The sequence below is a fragment of the Arcticibacter eurypsychrophilus genome, from assembly GCF_001730525.1.
Taxonomy (GTDB): domain Bacteria; phylum Bacteroidota; class Bacteroidia; order Sphingobacteriales; family Sphingobacteriaceae; genus Arcticibacter; species Arcticibacter eurypsychrophilus.
This window is the reverse complement of the sequence record NZ_MDFN01000011.1, coordinates 67777-85400: the sequence shown is the minus strand read 5'-3', so window position 1 is coordinate 85400 and position 17624 is coordinate 67777. Positions and strand designations below refer to the sequence as shown.

The following is a 17624-nucleotide window of genomic DNA, read 5'->3' as shown; positions in this document are numbered from 1 at the left end:
ATTAAATAATTGGATTAATCATAATAGAATGGCCCATTCGATCACGCTTAGTCTTCAGGTACAATTCATTATGAACATTAGAAGCTATTTCGATTGGAATGTTCTCAACGATCTCTATCCCATATCCTATTAGTCCGGCACGCTTAGTTGGATTATTAGATAGTAATTTCATTTTAGTAATGCCCAGACTTCTTAATATTTGAGCACCTACACCATAATCCCGTTGATCCATTTTAAAACCAAGTTGAAGATTGGCATCAACCGTATCAAAACCATTCTCCTGAAGATTATAGGCATGAAGCTTATTAATGAGCCCTATTCCACGACCTTCCTGATTCATATAAATAACAACGCCTTTCCCCGCTGCATCAATCATTTGCATCGCTTTATGAAGCTGAGGTCCACAATCACATCTGCATGAACCAAATATATCACCAGTCACACAAGAACTGTGTACACGCACTAGAACCGGTTCATCAGGCTCCCACTCCCCTTTAATAAGAGCAAGGTGATGTTCCTGAGTATCAGTTTGGGTATAAGCTATCATTTGAAAATCGCCCCACTCGGTAGGAAGCGTTACCGAAACCTCTTTAGTAATTAAAGATTCCGTTTGCAAACGATAGTTTATGAGATCCTTAATGGAAATTATCTTTAAATTATGCTTCTCTGCAATGATCATCAAGTCTGGAAGACGGGCCATTTCCCCGTTTTCTTTCATGATTTCAACCAAAACACCCGCAGGTTCCATTCCAGCTATACTGGCCAAATCTACGACCGCTTCAGTATGTCCGGCACGGCGTAATACGCCTCCTTCTTTAGCTCGCAATGGAAACACATGACCAGGGCGACCCAGGTCTTCCGGACGAGTAGCAGGATGAATTAAAGCTTGTATTGTTTTGGAACGATCGGACGTTGAAATACCTGTCGTGCAACCATTACCTATTAAATCTACTGATACCGTAAAATTCGTTTCATGAAGAGCTGTATTGTTCCCTACCATCAAATTAAGGCCCAGTTCATCACATCTCGCCTCCGTCATTGGTACGCAAATCAGACCTCTGCCATATGCGGCCATGAAGTTTATAATTTCAGGAGTTACGTTGCGGGCTGTAGTAATAAAGTCTCCTTCGTTTTCCCGATCTTCATCATCAACTACAATGATAACCTTGCCGGCTTTAAGCTCGTCAATGGCTTCTTCAATTGTATTAAGTTTAATATTCATTTGAGTACAAAATTAAGTTAATCCGTCAAGATTACTATAATAGATAGGTAAAGATTCACAAGAACATCCCTATACTTATTTAACGGTTTTATTCTTCTTAAAGCGATTAAAGAATTTTACAATGGCCTGCTTATATGAATCAGCATCAAACAAAGCAGAATCGCTGGCAGCCTTGTAAGTTAAAAATATACCAAGGGGGGTTAGGACAAATATAGCAATCCACATGCCGAATACAGGTGACATGGAACCTTCTTTAGCTGATTTTTCTCCAATCGTAGAAATGATATGATAGATCAGGAAGAAGATGATGGACATGACAACTGGCAGACCCAGCCCACCTTTACGGATGATTGCGCCAAGAGGAGCCCCTATTGAAAACAACACCAGGCAGGACACTGATAAGGTAAACTTCCGGTTATACTCAATCAAATAACGCCTGATTGTTTTTTGCAGTGATAAATACTCTTCAGTTCTTCCTGTCAGCGTCTCGGTAACAGATCGCGCTTCATTTAGTGCATAACTTACTGCAGACGACCTCTGATCTTGCTTAAAAAGCTCGGAAACACTGTTCTGGTATACTTTAACAGTCCGAACAGGACGATCGGGCGGTTTCACAAAACTAAACAGTCTGTATGATGGAGCAATAAAAGGCATTATTGCCTTTACAGCACTATCCGCCTGCCGTGTTGTCGAATCTTTATAAATCTTCAACTGACGAAGGTTTAACATGGCATAATTAGACTTAAAAAGACCCTCATCTGTCCGTTTCATTTCAAAATCATCCAGCGGAAACTTCTGCTCTGTAGCTTTAAAACGATATCGGGTAAAACGTTGTCTTGGGTTATAAGATTTATCACCTGATGTTTCTTCATAACGAACCCCATCTTTCAATTCCAATACCAATGTACGGTCCTTGTTTATTTTGTACATTAACCCTTCTTTAGCTAATGTAGTAGAAATATTCCCATTAGTTCCTGTTTGATCATAGATCAAGACATTTTTCAAAGTACGACCATCATCTCCTTTTTGTTGAACACGTATGGCGTAACCTTCAATACTATTATTAAAAATACCTTCTTCTATCAGGAATGATGCTTTTTGATTTCGGACATCATACAATAAAGAACCCATTTTTAAGTTTGCAACAGGAAGCATATAATCGGAAAACAGAAACGCAGAGATACTTAATAATGTGACAAGCAAAAACAAAGGACGCATTGCCTTTTGTAAAGAAACTCCAATAGATTTTATAGCAACAAGCTCATAACTTTCACCCAGGTTCCCAAAAGTCATAATGGACGAAAGCAACATAGCCAAAGGCAGAGCCATCGCCACATTTGTTGCCGAAGCGTATAGTAACAAACGCAAAATCACATGCCACTCAAATCCTTTACCAATCAGATCGTCGATGTATTTGAATAAAAACAACATCAGCAACACAAACATCACAATGAAAAAGGTTACAATAAAAGGCTTAATGAATGCCTTAATTAGTAGCAGATATACTTTCTTCACTTTACAAAATTAGTGAATTGTTACTTATGCACCTAATACACTGATCAAATACTGAATTTGATTATCCCAAATAAGTCTTCTTTCTTCAATAGCTTCAGGCGGCGCAAAATCTGTTATGGATAAAGCAACATCATTTGTTAACTCATCCTGTAGAATCTCCATCTCAAAGAAATATTGAGGTTCATCATCAAGCCATCTAAACCGAACAAATTTGTTCTCTTTTACGTTTGTAAGTTTTGCTCTGTGCTCTTCTCCATCCCACATAAACGAATAGATTTGTTCCCTGTATAAAACGTCATCAGCAAACCATTGAGCCAATCCATTGGGTTCATTCAGGAAAGTAAACAAAATTTTAGGTGAAGAATGAATTTCGTACTCTAACGTAAACTTCTTTTTCTCAGACATTTTCTTGATTCAAAAAACCTAATGCAAGCATTTTTTAGATTTATTTCCTAAAGAAAAGTAATTTAAACTATATTTGCAACTCAATTTTGAAAGGCGGCAATGTAATTTGCTTTGTTGCAAACTATAAAGCCAATCAAATATGAACACGGCGGGGTAGCTCAGATGGTTAGAGCGCAGGATTCATAACCCTGAGGTCGGCAGTTCGATCCTGCTCCCCGCTACCAAATAAACAAAAGAGGCATTATCCAGATTTGATTCAGGAATGCCTCTTTTCGGTTTTAATGTCTTTATTAAAACATGACCGATAGCGGGATTGTTTAAACTTTCATTTACTACCTTTATCATATCACCTATTACGTATTGTGCGATTAATCATCGAGCGCATATTTAAGCTAATTAATTGTTTTATTGTTTTTGATATTTGATACTGATTTTTAAGTATCATGCGCAACCTTCTTATGCATTTTCTTCTCTTTTTTATCACAAAACACATGAGTATAACTAACCTATTCATGTAAGCTTGAATTTTAAATACTCTAATAAGAATGCGATATGGGTCCATAATAAGTCCGGTATTAGATAGTTTAAGTCGGACTTACACCTGATTCTTATTAGTTTATTTTTGCTATAAACTATAATCAGTTATTGTTTAAACTATACAATAAAGCACTTTGTAGCGTATTTAGGTGAATGCGTTTGATCGGGTATTGTTACAATCACTTCCACCTTACCTGTGTTAAAATAAAAAAATGTGATTTATGTGGATCATTTGAGCTCTCATGGCTACTGTTTCAGTAGCACGAGTTATCATCCTAACGAAAGCAGGATTAAAAAATGCAGACTCTAGTCTTGCTTTCGCTATTCAATCTATTTTCATTTTAACAATTACTTGGGGAGTAGTATCCTATCAGGGAACCTTTGCCGGATTAAAAGAAATTGAAAGTAAATATGGATGTTATTAATCCTGGCAGGAATAGCCACTTCTCTTTCCTCCTTGTTATCTTACAAAGCATTATCCATGAGGCCTGCCTCCTACGTTGCAACCATAGAACGACTCTCCATGGTTTTCTTAATTGTAATATCCATACTATCCTTAAAAGAAAAATTCACCTGACAATTGCTGGTTGGAGCCTCTTTTATGGTAGCTGGAGCCGTATTAATTGCACTTTCTGAACCAAGAAAATTAAAAAGGCCAAATGGAAATCATCCATTCGGCCTTTTTAAAAAATAATCATTTAATTGCATCTGCATCAACCCCTTCAAATGTAATCTGCACAGGCTTAATTAAGCCATCAGCATCAAATTCCATTTTCTCAATACAAGTAACACGATGATTCCCGTTCGTCTCTCCCAGCGGTCGCCTGTGGTATACAATGTAATATTGCTCCTTACCTGGATGCTTGATTACAGAATTATGACCGGCACCAGTTGCAACTTTAGGATCTTGTTTCAGTATTTGGCCTATTCTTTTAAAGGGCCCTGTAGGCGAATCTGCTATTGCATAAGCTACCGAATAATCAGGTCCTGTCCATCCTCCCTCAGACCACATAAAGTAATATTTACCATTTCGCATAAACATATAAGGCCCTTCCACATATCCTTCAGGGGTTATTTCTTCAAAGGTTTTTCCATTTGCAAAAGGGGTAAATCCCGTAAAGTCGTCCTTTAATTTGGCAATATTGCAGTGCTTCCAGCCTCCGTAAATCAGGTAATGCTGCCCATCTTTATCTTTAAAAACAAACTGATCTATTGGCTGCGCCCCATTGTGAAACTTGTCTACAAGCGGTTTGCCCAGATGATCGCGAAATGGCCCCTCCGGTTTATCAGAAACGCCTATTCCTATACCTCCTACTTCCTGATCACTCTGGATATCATTTGCTGCGAACAAAAGGTAGTATTTCTTATCCTTCTTAATTATGGAAGGGGCCCATACCGCTTTCTTGGCCCACTTGAAGTTCAGGGTATCAACAACCCGTTCATGTTTGGTCCAGTGCGTTAAATCTGATGAAGAGAAGGCATCTAAAAATACCTGGTTCTCATACTTGTCTGAAAAAGTGGGATAAATCCAATAGGTCTTTCCAAAGACAGCACCTTCCGGATCAGCATACCAACCGGGAAACACGGGATTACCAGATTTGCCCGCTATCTTTTTTTGCGGTTGTGCGTTTAAATAAAGCGTAGTAAAACCACAAACAAACAGTAATAAAATAGATTTCATGTTCGATTATATTAAAATTAAATTTCTTTAGAGGCTTAAACAAATGGTGAATCTATTTAACCCTAATTAAATAAATAGCTCAAAACTTATCGTTGGTCAATACGCAAATAGCATAACCAATACAATTATATAATTTCAAAAGTATAGGTTCCCGCTTCTATTTGAAATTGATCACCTTCAGTGGTATGGATCGGATTCAACTTTTGATTTAAAGATTTTGGTCCCTCTCGAAGTGATTTAACTTTCCCGGATTCAAGATATACAGAGGCACTTGAGTTTGCAGGTACGATAACCTCATAAACGATTTTTTTACCTACCCTCTTCCATGATGATTTTATGATACCGTAAGGCCCTTCATGTTTTGCTTCAAATTGGCTTAAGCCAGGAACAAAGTGAGGCCTAAGAAGCACATTCTTGAAACCTGGTGATTGAGGATCAGGTTTAATGCCACCCGGCCCTTTAAACAACCATGCACCGATTTCACCAAACATGATATGATTTAACGAGATATCATATTTAGATTGAATGTTCCAATTTTCATATAACGTAGTGGCTCCGTTAGCAATCCACCATCCCCAGGAAGGATATTTCTCATTTGAGGCGAGTCGATATGCTACATCGGCATGTCCATTTTCACTTAAGGCGTTCAAAATAGCCTTGGTTCCCAGTAAACCAACATCCAGCTGAAAATGATCTGCTGCTACCCGGTTAGCCAGACTAGAGGCAACTTTTTCTTTCATGTCCTCCGGCACCAAGCCCCAATAAAGTGGCACACTCAATTCGGTCTGCACACCACTTCCATAAATTCCAGTATCCCGATTCAGATACTTATCATTAAACGCTTTTTTGATCTTAGCTGCTAAAGCACTGTATTTTTCATAATCTGCAGTGTGGCCAAACAGCTTAGCCGCATTGGAAAGGATAATGGCATCGGCATAATAATAACAAGTAGAGGTAAGCTCTACAGGTGACTTTGATTTCACAGGCACCCAGTCACCCAATCCCCAATCAGTTAAACCGGTAGGACTCAACTCATCGATATGATCCACGTACCGTTTAATGGGCTCATAACAATCCTGCAGTGTTTTAATGTCGCCATAAAAAAGGTACAGGTTCCATGGAATAATGGCAATAGTGCTTGTCCAGTCCGGACCGTTACCCCATTCATACCCCCAACCATTAGTGGGAATAATAGAGGGAAGAACGCCATTGGGTTGTTGTTCATCGCGATGGTCAGCCATCCATTTTTCATATACGGTTATCCCGTCAAAATTATATAAACCGGTTTCTATAGCAATCTGTGCATCACCTGTCCAGCCATTTTTCTCCCGTTGCGGACAATCTGTTGGATAACCAAAAAGATTAGACAGGTATGAATTATTTGTTGCAAACCAAAGCTTATTAATAGTTGGATTAGACGATTTAATTGATCCCGAAACAGGAACATCGCTATGCATAAAGTAGCCCTTCAGACTTTCTTTTGTCAACTGTATTGGTCTGTTACTGGTTACCTCTACATATTGAAAGCCCTTATAATTAAAGCGCGGCATAAAAGTTTCTAATCCCCTACCGCTTAGTGTAAAGACATCGGTTTGAAAAGGATCCTGATTGTCTGTGGGGCGATAATGTAAATCTATATTGGACAAGTCAACCCGGCCATCTTTTCCGAGGCGTTCACCATGAATTAACCGAAGCCTTGTACCCTCTTGAGCCTGCAACGAAATTTTACTTACTCCTGAAATGTTCCTGCCCAGGTCAAACACATACGTGGTATCATTAATCCGGGTTATTTTCTGCGCTTTAATTTCCTCTACATTTCGTACAGGTTGCATGGCTTGAGATACAATATTTAAAGAAGGAGCTGTTCTATTTATCACCCCTTTCCATTTTGAATCATCAAAACCAGGAGAATTCCAGCCTATCTGCTCCAAACGTGCATCATAATGTTCAGCAGTATATATGCTGTTAAAAATAACCGGACCTAATGAAGTTTTCCATGATTTATCAGATTTAATCATCTCTACTGTTCCATCTTCATAGGTAATTCTGATATCCATACAAAATGTTGGTCTGGCACGCCAATGAGCCTTATGAAAGTCCCAAACAGCTGTGGACTGATGATTATACCATCCGTTACCCAGCATCACCCCAACTGCATTTTCGCCTTCCTGAAGAGAAGAGAAAATATCATGAACCACGTACAGGTTCCGCCTGTCAAAACGGGTATACATAGGATCCAAACGATGATTGCCTATTTTCTTTCCATTGACATATAATTCGAACAAACCTGCAACTGCAATATAAGCCCTGGCTTGTTTCACTTTTTTCTTCGTAACAAAGTCTTTTCTGAATAATGGGGCAGGTTTCAAATAAATATCACCTTCATCGCTGATCCATGTACCTTTCCAGTTTGTTGATGACATTAAACCAGTTTCAAAAGTAGCAACAGGGGAATTCAACGGTTTTCCTGTTTGATCCCAGGATGCTACCCGCCAGTAATATTTGGTAACTGGAAGCAGTGCAGTCCCAGAATAGGATACCAGCATCGCATCATTATTCTGTTTTTTGGAATCCCATACCAGATTTTCACCTTTCAGGAGACCTAATGAATCAACACCAATAATCAATCTAAAGGCAGTTTGTTTAGCTCCTTGACGTTTGTCGCTGAGCTGCCAGGTAAACCGAGGTGCACTTGCATCAATTCCTATCGGATTAATCAAATATTCGCATCTTGTTTTGACAACTTCTAAGTTCTGTGCCTCAGCATTTGCAGAGAAAATTCCTGCAATACCGAACACGAGCAAAGCTTTTAAAAAGAAATATTGCTGTTTCATAAAGATCTATAATTTGGGTTCACCTGTTTTAAGAGGTTCATTTTAAAAGATAAATAACAGGCTATTTACTAATTTTAGGTTTTGGTCCCATCGTATAAATAAGAGTTCCTCCTTCCGTAATATCATGATGGGAAATATACAACCGATCAAGAGCATTACCGTTCAAGGTTACCTTTTGTACATATACATTCTTATCACTCTGATTTTTAGCTTCTACTTTAAATATTTTCCCATTTTCAAGCTGTATAGCGGCTGAGTAAACAGAAGGACTTCCTAACCAATACTGATCAGAAGCAGGTGCCACCGGGTAAAAACCTAGTGAACTGAATATATACCAGGCACTCATTTGTCCGCAGTCATCATTCCCTCCTAATCCACCAGGACCAGTGTGATATTGCTTTTTCAGAATCATCCTTACTTTCTCCTGCGTTTTCCAGGGCTGTCCAGTCCGGTTATATAAATAGGCAACATGGTGTGAAGGTTCATTACCATGCACATAGTTTCCAATAATGCCTTCCCTTGTAATATCCTCTGTTTCTGCAAAAAACTCATCAGGCAAATGCATACTGAACAAGGAATCAAGATGTACAGCAAACTTCTTTTTACCACCCATCATTTCGATCATCTGATCGGGATCCTGTGGAACATATAAACTATAATTCCAGGTGTTCCCTTCAATAAAACCCTGTCCGTCAGTTTTCAATACATCAAATTCCTTCCTGAAAGTGCCGTCAGTCATTCTTGGCCGCATATAACCAATAGAAGAATCGTATACGTTTTTCCAGTTATCTGCCCGCTTAATAAATTCATTGTACAGGTCTGTGCGCTTCAACTTATTTGCAATTTGCGCAATACACCAATCATCATAGGCATATTCCAGCGTAGAGGAAACAGAAGTACTGTTCTTATCCTGAGGAATATACCCCATGTCAATATAATAACCAATGCCTTCATAACTCCTGGTCCGGGCTGTAGTTACACAAGCTTCAAGCGCTTTTGCCGCACCACCTTTAAAAGTTCCTTTTATAATGGCATCAGCAATAACAGATACACTATGATAGCCACTCATGCACCAATTATCGTTTGCGTAATGAGACCATATAGGCAGCATTTTCTGGGCACTCTGGTCATAATGAGCTAACATGGATTGAATCATATCTGCGTTTCGGGAAGGGTTTACAATGTTCAGATAGGGATGGAAGGCCCGGTAAGTGTCCCATAAAGAAAAAGAAGTATAATGAACAAAACCCTCTGCTTTGTGCACATTCTGATCCAAACCCTTATACTCGCCGTTCACATCCATGTAAACCGTAGGCATCATGGCAGCATGGTACATCGCGGTATAAAAGTTGACCATCTCTTCAGTTCCAGCGGCTTTAATTTTAATTTTACTCAGCTCCTTTTCCCATTGCTGCTGTCCTTCTTGCTTCACCTGGTTGAAATCCCAATGTGGTATTTCCGCCTGCATATTCTCTAGTGCATTTTTTGTACTTACCGGAGATAAGGCAAACTTGATCTTAATCTTTTCCTGATCTGTAGTATTGAAATTGAAGTACATCCGCAATTGCTTTCCTGCTATTTCAGGAAAGTTTTTACTCTGATCAAACTTTCTCCAAAACCCTTTATAAACCTGTCCCTTGGAATAATCCCTGGTACCATATTCTTTAAACGGCTTTGAGAAAGACATGGCAAAATAAACCATGCGGTTTTTTGCCCAACCATTTGTCTGCCTGTAACCCGTTACCAGCGAATCATTTTCTACCCGTACATGCGTCCACACCGTTTTATCTTCATAATTATAAATCCCCGCCATCAGGTCCAGAATAATATGCGCCTCATCAGATGCGGGAAAAGTATATTGATGAAAACCGGTTCGTGTGGAGGTAGTCAGCTCCGCAAGGATTTGCTGGTCATCGAGTTTAACTTTATAATAATTAGCTTCTGCTACTTCATTTTTATGAGAGAAAGCGGACCGGTAACCATTCTCAGGATGGTCCGCAGTTCCCGGATTCAACTGCAACTTCCCTACAGTAGGCATGATGAGAAAATCGCCTAAGTCTGAATGTCCCGTACCACTGAAATGCGTATGACTGAACCCCACAATAGTGGGATCGTCATATTGATAACCGGCACAATAACGGTATACATCCTTATTATACTTCCCGTCCTTTTCATAAGGAATCGTATCAGTATCGGGACTAAGCTGTACGGCTCCAAAAGGTACTGTAGCACCCGGAAAGGTATGTCCCATCTTTTGCGTTCCAATAATGGGTTTCACATATTGAATCAATAATTGATTTTGCTTATTCTGACTATAAGCATAAAAGCTTGAACACAGAACGAACACCGTTAGCAGTTTCTTCATTATAAAAAATAACAGTTTTAAAAATAATTATCAATTCGCAATCGCCCGATCTATAGGTTTTCTACATCATCCTTATTTGAAGTTTCAGCACTATTTATCTGTTGAAAACATCAACCTGATTAGGAGCTCCAGTACTATTTATCTGTTGAAAAGGAATATGGATAATCCTTTTTATCAGATCCCCTTTGTGTATTAGCTGTTTGGGTCATACTAAAATCAAGCACTGCACCCTTTAACAATTCACTATGGCTCACCCAGTTTTTGCTATAAGGTTTTCCATTCCAGCTTAAAGATTTGACATACTTATTTTCTGCACTGTTAGCCCCGGCATTGATGATCACCTTCTTTCCATTTTCCAGATTAAGAGTCACCTTTTTAAATAAAGGAGCTCCAAGCACATACTGATCTACAGCAGGTGTAACCGGATAGAAACCCATCGCTGAGAATACATACCAGGCAGAAGTCTGTCCGTTATCCTCATCTCCACAATAACCATCAGGTGTGGCGCGATACATTCTGTTCATTGTTTCACGTGCCCAGTACTGTGTCTTCCATGGTGCGCCTGCATAGTTATACAAATAAATCATATGCTGAATCGGCTGGTTTCCATGTGCATACTGGCCCATATTAGCTATCTGCATCTCTCTGATCTCATGGATCACGCCTCCATAGGCACTTTCATCAAAAACGGGAGGCATTGAAAATACGGAATCCAGTTTAGTTACAAACTTCTGATCTCCTCCCATTAAATTCACAAGTCCATTCATATCATGAAAAACAGACCATGAATAATGCCAGCTGTTTCCCTCTGTAAAAGCTCCACCCCATTTAAAAGGACTAAAAGGAGATTGAAAGCTTCCGTCTTTATTCTTACCACGCATTAAACCGCTTGAGGGATCAAACAAGTTGCGGTAATTCTGACTCCGTTTAGCATAAATTCCAATCTCAGATTCAGGTTTGTTAAGCGCTTTTCCCAGTTGATAGATGGCAAAATCATCATAAGCATACTCCAGCGTTCTGGCAGCATTTTCATTGATATCCACATCAAAAGGAATATAACCCAGCTCATTATAAAACTTCACTCCTTTACGGCCTACTGCTGAGATAGGGCCTTCGTTATTCGCTCCGTGAGTAAGCGCCTTATATAAGGTGTTGATATCATAGCCACGTAATCCTTTAATATATGCATCCGATACCACTGAAGCTGAATTATTACCAACCATAATATCTGCATATCCCGGACTTGACCATTCAGGTAACCATCCTCCTTCTTTGTAATCATTAATTAAACCTTCCTGCATTTCCTTGTTAATTGAAGGATAAACCAGGTTTAAAAAGGGATACAATGCCCTAAACGTATCCCAGAAGCCTGTACCAGCAAACATATATCCAGGCAATGTTTTACCATTGTAGGGACTGTAGTGAACGATTTTATTATTGGCATCATGTTCATACATCTTATGAGGGAAAAACAGGGTACGGTACATACAAGAATAAAAAGTACGCACCTGGTCAACTGTTCCTCCTCCTACTGAAATAGCATTCAGTCGTTTGTTCCACAATGCTTTCGCTTTCTGAGCGGTAACATCAAAACTGTCGCTACCTAGTTCTCGTTTCAGGTTCAACTCTGCCTGTTCAAAACTAATAAAGGAGGAAGCAACCTTCATGTTCACCTTTTCCCCTTTTGTTGTTTTGAAACCAATAACGGCCCCAGCATGGTTTGCTGTTAACTCTAACCCTTCTACAATTGATTTATCACTCCATACTTTAGCATCTGCAAAAGCTTTGTCGATATAGATCACAAAGTAGTTTTTAAAATTAGGAAGAGGACCACGACTATAACGAGTAGAATAACCAATAATCTTGCGTTCTGCAGGAATAACTTTCACATAAGAGCCTTTATCGAAGGCATCGATGACGATATAGGAACTGTCACCCTTAGGAAAAGTGAAACGAAATTGTGCCGCCCTTTCTGTTGGTGTCAACTCTGTTGTTACATTGGCATCAGCTAAATAAACGCTATAATAATAAGGTTTGGATACTTCTGCTTTGTGTGAAAACCAACTTGCACGCTCATCCTGTTCGAACACCATTTTACCTGTTACCGGCATAACGGAGAACTGTCCATAGTCATTCATCCATGGTGATGGTTGATGTGTTTGCTTAAAACCACGGATCTTATCGGCTGTATAGGTGTAAGCCCAACCATCTCCCATTTTCCCTGTTTGTGGGGTCCAAAAGTTCATACCCCAGGGTACCGCTATTGCAGGATACGTATTTCCATTGGACAAATCGGGTTTTGAATCCGTTCCCATAAGGGGGTTGACGTACTCTACAGGGTCGGTTACCTGATTAACATTCTGACCCAATACGACAAAAGAGCTGATTGTAAGGGCGATGGCGAAAAACATTTTAGGCTTCATAATTTATTTAGCTTATTCTCAAATGGTTTATACTAGCAAAGAGGTAATTATTCATCACATTCTTCTTAAAAACAAATTTAATAATTAAAACGATTTAGCAAACTATAAGTTTTATTATTATAATTGTGCTAGACTTTCGTTAAACTCTATAATTTCTTCGTTATGCACACAAAAATAAAAATTTTAGCTGCAATTACGCTCCTTTCTTCTTCGCTTTATGCCCAGAATGACCCCAAAATAGTATCTTTCGTTAATCCATTTATCGGTACAGGTGCTATAAATGCCTCCAGTTTATCGGGCAGTAATTTTCCAGGAGCGACAACTCCTTTTGGTTTTGTCCAATTGAGTCCTGATACACAAGATAATCCAGATAATCCAGCTTCAGGATACGATCATAATGACAAAACGATCGTTGGTTTTAGTCACACTCATCTAAGTGGCACTGGTGTTTCAGACCTGTTTGATGTTTTATTAATGCCAACAACAGGAGAAATCAAAACGATTCCTGGCGATCCTGATAAACCAGGGAGTGGTTACCGATCAAAGTTTTCACATGAAGATGAAAGTGCCAAGCCAGGTTACTATCAGGTTAAGCTTCAGGATTATGGCATTAATGCTGAGTTAAGTGCAACAGAACATACAGGAATTCATCGTTATACATTCCCCAAAACAGAACAAGCTCATGTGGTCATTGACTTAAACCATACGTTAAATAAAAAAAGAACATACTGGAGCTGCAAAGTTATTGGAGCAGAAATTCGTATGGTCAACGACAGAACCATTGAAGGGTATAGAATCCTGACAGGTTGGGCACAGCTGCGTAAGATTTACTTTCACGCTGAATTTTCAAAACCTATTCAGAATATTTTAATGGTAAATGGCAACAGCACCTATCATAACATCCCCATTGTCAACGGAACCAATGTTCGCTCTGTACTGGATTTCAACACCTCAGACAATCAGGAGCTGATTGTAAAAGTTGGATTATCAGCAGTAAGTACTGCGAATGCCCGAGAAAACTTTAAGGAAGAAATACAAGATTCCAACTTTGATCAGGTGGTAGCTCAGGCAACAGAAAAATGGGAAAAAGAGCTTTCAAAAATCAGTATAGAAGGCACACAAAAACAAAAAGAAATCTTTTATACAGGCCTTTATCATGCCTTTATACAACCTAATAATGTAGCAGATGTAAACGGTGATTATATGTCAACTGATATGACTATAAAGAATGCTCCTGACAAAATGCACTATTCCACCTTTTCATTATGGGATACCTACCGGGCCGCACATCCATTATATACCTTACTTCAACCGGGACGCACTGCAGGTTTTATCAACAGTATGATGCGTCAGTATGATACCTATGGTTATTTACCTATCTGGCAACTTTGGGGACAGGAGAACTATTGCATGATCGGCAACCATGCCATTCCGGTTATTGTAGATGCTGCACTTAAAGGAATAAAAGGATTTGATATCAATAAAGCTTACGAAGCCATTAAGGGTTCCTCAACTATCAGTCATCCTGGTTCTCCGTTTGAAGTATGGGAAAAATATTCCTATATGCCCGAAGATCTCCAGTCTCAATCTGTATCCATAACCCTTGAAATAGCATATAACGACTGGTGTGTGGCACAACTAGCTAAAAAATTAAATAAAACAGCAGATTACGAACACTTCATGAGCCGTGCTGCCTATTACAAGAACTTATATGACGCACAATCAGGTTTCTTCCGCGGTAAAAAAGCAAATGGAGAATGGTTATCCCCTTTTAATCCACTGCAATATGGAGGCAATGGAGGCAATCCATATACAGAAGGCAATGCCTGGCAATATTTCTGGTATGTACCCCAGGACATCAATGGACTTATTAGTTTAACAGGTGGAGAAAGCAAGTTCAACGCAAAACTGGATCAATTCTTTACACTGAATGACCTTCCGGGAGAAGTAAACGGAAATGCTTCAGGATTTATCGGACAATATGCACATGGAAACGAGCCAAGTCACCATGCTGCCTATTTATATAACTACAGCAGCCAGCCCTGGAAAACGCAGTTATACGTGGCAAAAGTGCTCAATGAATTATATAACAATACATTTTCCGGCTATTCAGGAAATGAAGATTGCGGACAAATGAGTGCCTGGTATGTATTCAGTTCAATGGGATTTTACCCTGTAAACCCAGCAAGTGGAATATATGATATTGGCTCACCGATTTTAAAAAAGGCAACTATTCATTTGAGCAGAGATAAAAATTTCACTGTAACTACAAAAAATCCGTCTGCAAAAAATGTTTATATCCAATCACTTAGATTAAATGGGAAATTGTGTAACAAAACATATATTACGCATCAGGATATTATTGAAGGAGGAACACTTGAATTTACGATGGGTAGTAAACCAAACAAAAAATGGGGCATCACATCAGCATCAAAATCTCCAGACTTTGCAATGAAATAACAGGTAAATCTAGATCATTATGAAAAAGTTAATTCTATTTTTCGTCTGCTTATCTGTTTTTGTCAACGTGCATGCGCAAGAAAAAACAGCTTTCCAAACGAGCAGTCCATGGATGCCCGAAATAGATGTACGTTCAGATATTGCCATCGTATACGGCGCGAATGACCGGCCGAATATGACCTTTGAAGAACGTGTCAAATCGTGGAGAGACCATGGATATCAAACTCATTTTATGACAGGAATTGCTTGGGGTGAATACCAAGACTACTTTCTTGGCAAATGGGATGGTAAAAACCACCTTGGAGAAGGTCAGGTACAAATGAATGGGGACACCATCTGGCATGGGAAAAACATCCCCTACATTGTACCGGTTAATTCTTTCATTGAATACATGAAAACAGCAGTGATCAAAAAAGTTATTGATGCTGGAATTAGTTCCATATACCTGGAAGAACCTGAGTTCTGGTCAAGAGCAGGTTACGGTTCAGCCTTTAAGGCAGAGTGGCAGAAATTCTATGGTTTCCCCTGGAGGGCTCAGCATCTTTCTCCTGAAAACACCTACCTCTCTAGCAAACTAAAATATCAGCTGTATTATAACGCAATAAAGGAAGTTTCAATTTATGGGAAACAGTACGGAAAGAGTAAAGGAATTGAAATAAAATTTTACATTCCCACCCATTCCCTTGTAAACTATTCATCATGGAAAATTGTGAGCCCCGAAGCAAGCTTAGCCTCTTTACCAAGCATTGATGGTTATATCGCTCAAGTATGGACCGGAACGGCGCGAGAGCCAACCTATTTTAATGGCTTAGAAAAAGAGCGGGTATTTGAAAATGCTTTTTTAGAATACGGTTCAATGGTATCCATGACAGCACCTACCGGCCGTAAAGTATTCTTTTTAACCGACCCTATAGAAGATTGGCCACGTGACTGGAGCGATTACAAACGTAATTATGAAGCCACATTCACAGCAAAGCTCCTTTACCCTATGGTGGCTGATTATGAGGTCATGCCCTGGCCGGAACGCATCTATACCAGGCCTTATAAAATTGCAAACAGTGATAGCAGTGTGCTCATTCCCAAATACTACTCCACTCAAATGCAAGTAATGGTGAATTCTTTAAATCATATGCCCCGATCAGATAACCGCGTTTCTGGTGTAAATGGCATTGGCGTATTAATGGGCAACTCCCTCATGTTTCAGCGTTTCCCCACGCACAACGGATTTGAAGACCCTCAATTCTCTAATTTCTATGGTCAGACATTCCCTTTGCTTAAAAATGGCGTGCCCGTTCAAACCGTACACATGGAGAATTTAGGTTTTGAAACCACCTTAAAGGATATTAAAGTTTTGATCATGAGCTACTCCAATATGAAACCTATGTCCGATTTAGTGCATAAACAACTCCGGGACTGGGTCAACAAAGGTGGTGTATTGGTTTATTGCGGACGAGATGATGACCCCTATCAAACCATAATGGAATGGTGGAACACGAAAGGAAATAAATATAAAGCGCCATCTGAAAATCTATTTCAATTACTAGGATTAAAAGTCGGCACAAAAACCACAAAATTTACTGTTGGAAAAGGGACTGTGCACATTATCAGACAAAATCCCAAAGAGTTTGTCATGCAGGCACAAGCTTCCTCCGGTTACATTGCTACGATCAAAGAAGCTTATGAAAAGGACGCTAAGGCCGGACCCCTTACCTTTAAGAATAATCTGTATTTAGAAAGAGGTCCTTATGATATTGTATCCGTAATGGACGAAAACACCAACACTACACCTTACAAAATCAGCGGTCCAGTAATTGATCTTTTTGATCCTTCACTCCCAGTCTTGGCACAAAAAGTTATCAAACCTGGCGAACAGGCATTCCTATATAATATCAGCAGAATGCCGAATAAAACACAGCCTCAGGTTTTAGCTTCTGCTTCCAGGATCTATAATGAAAAGACCAGTAGCAATACCTATAGTTTTGTTGCAAAAAGTCCTGTTCATACCATTAACAGTATGCGAGTACGCTTACCTGCACTACCCAAAGAGATCGTGATTAAAGACAGCAAAGGACAGCAACTAAATGGGTTTAAAAACTCATGGGATGACACATCAGGAACCTGCTTTCTGAGTTTTGATAACAGTCCGGAAGGAATAAACGTAAGTTTAACCTGGTAAAGATAA

At 39.3% G+C, this 17624-nt stretch carries 10 protein-coding genes and 1 tRNA gene; 4 read left to right on the top strand and 7 right to left on the bottom strand.

The window, feature by feature from the left end; all coding sequences use genetic code 11:
- Nucleotide 1: 1 nt before the first annotated feature.
- From BFL47_RS07740 to BFL47_RS07730, 3 genes are all read right to left on the bottom strand, one after another.
- Nucleotides 2-1222: a bifunctional 3,4-dihydroxy-2-butanone-4-phosphate synthase/GTP cyclohydrolase II gene (locus BFL47_RS07740; RefSeq protein ID WP_069659234.1), complete on the bottom strand. Its 1221-nt coding sequence runs from the start codon at nt 1220-1222 to the stop codon at nt 2-4.
- Nucleotides 1223-1297: 75 nt separating this feature from the next.
- Entirely contained in the window at nt 1298-2737 is a 1440-nt protein-coding gene (locus BFL47_RS07735; protein ID WP_069659233.1) for an LptF/LptG family permease, read from the bottom strand.
- Nucleotides 2738-2761: 24 nt separating this feature from the next.
- A complete protein-coding gene (locus tag BFL47_RS07730; protein WP_069659232.1) occupies nt 2762-3142 on the bottom strand; it encodes an START-like domain-containing protein in 381 nt (126 codons plus the stop codon).
- A 147-nt stretch (nt 3143-3289) separates the two neighbouring features.
- On the opposite strand from BFL47_RS07730, the gene BFL47_RS07725 reads away from it, so the two are divergent.
- Together BFL47_RS07725 and BFL47_RS19270 are read left to right on the top strand one after the other, a co-directional pair.
- A tRNA-Met gene (locus tag BFL47_RS07725) sits at nt 3290-3366 on the top strand.
- Nucleotides 3367-3921: 555 nt separating this feature from the next.
- Entirely contained in the window at nt 3922-4104 is a 183-nt protein-coding gene (locus BFL47_RS19270; RefSeq protein ID WP_083257066.1) for a hypothetical protein, read from the top strand.
- 269 nt (nt 4105-4373) lie between these two features.
- Here the strand turns inward: BFL47_RS19270 and BFL47_RS07715 are convergent, their stop codons facing one another.
- The 4 genes from BFL47_RS07715 to BFL47_RS07700 all read right to left on the bottom strand — a co-directional run bounded on the left by BFL47_RS07715 (nt 4374) and on the right by BFL47_RS07700 (nt 12970).
- Complete coding sequence (locus tag BFL47_RS07715; RefSeq protein WP_069659231.1) at nt 4374-5360, bottom strand: glycoside hydrolase family 43 protein; 987 nt, start codon at nt 5358-5360, stop codon at nt 4374-4376.
- 125 nt (nt 5361-5485) lie between these two features.
- Complete coding sequence (locus tag BFL47_RS07710) at nt 5486-8194, bottom strand: alpha-L-rhamnosidase (RefSeq protein WP_069659230.1); 2709 nt, start codon at nt 8192-8194, stop codon at nt 5486-5488.
- Between the two features lie 61 nt (nt 8195-8255).
- Nucleotides 8256-10559, bottom strand: a complete 2304-nt coding sequence (locus tag BFL47_RS07705) for a GH92 family glycosyl hydrolase (RefSeq protein ID WP_069659229.1) — start codon at nt 10557-10559, stop codon at nt 8256-8258.
- A gap of 134 nt (nt 10560-10693) precedes the next feature.
- On the bottom strand, nt 10694-12970 hold the full coding sequence (locus BFL47_RS07700; protein WP_139125789.1) for a GH92 family glycosyl hydrolase: 2277 nt from the start codon (nt 12968-12970) through the stop codon (nt 10694-10696).
- A gap of 174 nt (nt 12971-13144) precedes the next feature.
- Here BFL47_RS07700 and BFL47_RS07695 point away from each other — a divergent pair, with 174 nt between their 5' ends.
- Together BFL47_RS07695 and BFL47_RS07690 are read left to right on the top strand one after the other, a co-directional pair.
- Complete coding sequence (locus BFL47_RS07695; protein ID WP_069659227.1) at nt 13145-15442, top strand: GH92 family glycosyl hydrolase; 2298 nt, start codon at nt 13145-13147, stop codon at nt 15440-15442.
- Between the two features lie 19 nt (nt 15443-15461).
- On the top strand, nt 15462-17618 hold the full coding sequence (locus BFL47_RS07690) for a hypothetical protein (protein WP_069659226.1): 2157 nt from the start codon (nt 15462-15464) through the stop codon (nt 17616-17618).
- Nucleotides 17619-17624 lie beyond the last annotated feature (6 nt).

Coding starts and splice junctions, on each gene's coding strand:
- BFL47_RS07740 (WP_069659234.1), bottom strand. CDS start 1,222: ATGAATATTAAACTTAATACAATTGAAGAAGCCATTGACGAGCTTAAA.
- BFL47_RS07730 (WP_069659232.1), bottom strand. CDS start 3,142: ATGTCTGAGAAAAAGAAGTTTACGTTAGAGTACGAAATTCATTCTTCA.
- BFL47_RS19270 (WP_083257066.1), top strand. CDS start 3,922: ATGGCTACTGTTTCAGTAGCACGAGTTATCATCCTAACGAAAGCAGGA.
- BFL47_RS07715 (WP_069659231.1), bottom strand. CDS start 5,360: ATGAAATCTATTTTATTACTGTTTGTTTGTGGTTTTACTACGCTTTAT.
- BFL47_RS07710 (WP_069659230.1), bottom strand. CDS start 8,194: ATGAAACAGCAATATTTCTTTTTAAAAGCTTTGCTCGTGTTCGGTATT.
- BFL47_RS07705 (WP_069659229.1), bottom strand. CDS start 10,559: ATGAAGAAACTGCTAACGGTGTTCGTTCTGTGTTCAAGCTTTTATGCT.
- BFL47_RS07700 (WP_139125789.1), bottom strand. CDS start 12,970: ATGTTTTTCGCCATCGCCCTTACAATCAGCTCTTTTGTCGTATTGGGT.
- BFL47_RS07695 (WP_069659227.1), top strand. CDS start 13,145: ATGCACACAAAAATAAAAATTTTAGCTGCAATTACGCTCCTTTCTTCT.
- BFL47_RS07690 (WP_069659226.1), top strand. CDS start 15,462: ATGAAAAAGTTAATTCTATTTTTCGTCTGCTTATCTGTTTTTGTCAAC.